The organism is Streptomyces roseoverticillatus (genome assembly GCF_000719265.1).
Lineage (GTDB): Bacteria > Actinomycetota > Actinomycetes > Streptomycetales > Streptomycetaceae > Streptomyces > Streptomyces roseoverticillatus.
In genome coordinates this window covers 1-1,670 of sequence record NZ_JOFL01000061.1, presented here as the reverse complement: position 1 = coordinate 1,670, position 1,670 = coordinate 1, and the positions used below count along the sequence as shown (strand labels likewise).

Sequence of the window (1,670 nt, the reverse complement as noted above, 5' to 3'; positions counted from 1 at the left end):
GTTGATCACCGGTGGTACGGGTGGTCTGGGTCGTGTGGTGGCGCGTCATCTGGTGGCGGAGCACGGCGTGCGGAGTCTGCTGCTGGTGAGCCGCAGGGGTCCGGCCGCTGAGGGTGTTGAGGAGCTGGTGTCCGAGCTCGCGCGGCAGGGAGCGGAGGCCGTTGTCGAGGCGTGCGATGTGACCGACGGCGCGGCCGTGGAGGATCTGGTGGCCCGGCATCCTGTCACTGCCGTTGTGCATACCGCGGGTGTGCTGGACGACGGGGTGATCGGCTCGCTGACCCCGGAGCGGCTGGCCGGGGTCCTGCAGCCGAAGGTGGATGCGGCGTGGAATCTGCACGAGGCCACCAAGGACCGAGACCTCGATGCCTTCGTCGTCTTCTCCTCCGTGGCGGGTGTCGTCGGCAGTTCCGGTCAGGCCAACTATGCGGCCGGTAACGCGTTCCTGGATGCCTTGGCCCGCCACCGCCGGGCGCAGGGGCTCCCCGCCGTGTCGCTGGCGTGGGGCCCGTGGTCCCAGGACAGCGGCATGACCGGCACCCTGTCGGACGCCGACCTGCAGCGGATCGCCCGCTCGGGCATGCCCGAACTCACCCCCGCCGAAGGCGTGGCACTCTTCGACGCCGCACTGGCCGCCGGCGCCGCGCACGTGCTCCCCGTACGCTTCGACCTCGCCGTGCTGCGCGGGCAGGAGGACGTGCCCCCGCTCCTGCGGGGACTCGTCCGGTCCCGTGCCCGGCGCTCGGCGGTCGCCGGCTCCGCCGCGGCGGCCGGCCTCGTGGGACGCCTCTCCCCGCTGGGCGCCGTCGAACGGCGCGAAGTGCTCCTGGACGTGGTGCGCGCCCAGGTCGCCGTGGTCCTGGGCCACGCGAGCCCGCAGACGGTCGACCCCACCCGGGCCTTCCAGGAACTCGGCTTCGACTCCCTGACGGCGGTCGAGCTGCGCAACCGGATCAACAACGCGACAGGACTGCGGCTTTCTCCGACCGCCGTCTTCGACTACCCGACGGCGGACGCACTGGTCGGGTTCCTGCTGGACGAAATGTTCGGCGGGCAGGCGGAAGCGGTGGCGGACGTACCGGCGCCCGTGCGGGCACCGGCCGCCGACGACCCCGTCGTGATCGTCGGCATGAGCTGCCGTTACCCGGGCGGCGTGACCTCGCCCGAGGACCTGTGGCGGCTGGTGTCGGACGGCGTGGACGCCGTCTCCGGCTTCCCCACGGACCGCGGCTGGGACGTCGAGGCGCTCTACAACCCCGACCCGGACGCGGCCGGCACCTCCTACACCCGCTCCGGCGGATTCCTCCACGAGGCCGGTGACTTCGACCCCGAGTTCTTCGGCATGAGTCCCCGGGAGGCGCTGGCGACGGACTCGCAGCAGCGGTTGCTGCTGGAGACGACGTGGGAGGCGCTGGAGCGGGCGGGCATCGACCCGGCCGGGCAGCGGGGCAGCCGAACGGGTGTCTTCGCCGGCGTCATGTACACCGACTACAGCGAGATCCTGGTCGGTGACCAGTTCGAGGGGTACCGCGGCAACGGCAGCGCGGGCAGTATCGCGTCCGGCCGCGTCGCGTACACGTTCGGCTTCGAGGGGCCGGCCGTGACGGTGGACACGGCGTGTTCGTCGTCGTTGGTGGCGTTGCACTGGGCGGCTCAGTCGCTGCGTTCCG

1 protein-coding gene is annotated in these 1,670 nt (G+C 72.2%); it reads left to right on the top strand.

Going from position 1 to position 1,670, the window contains the following annotated elements; translation table 11 throughout:
• Positions 1–1,670 (top strand): type I polyketide synthase (locus IF61_RS0131795; RefSeq protein ID WP_043191738.1); only part of this gene is annotated, 1,670 nt, incomplete at both ends.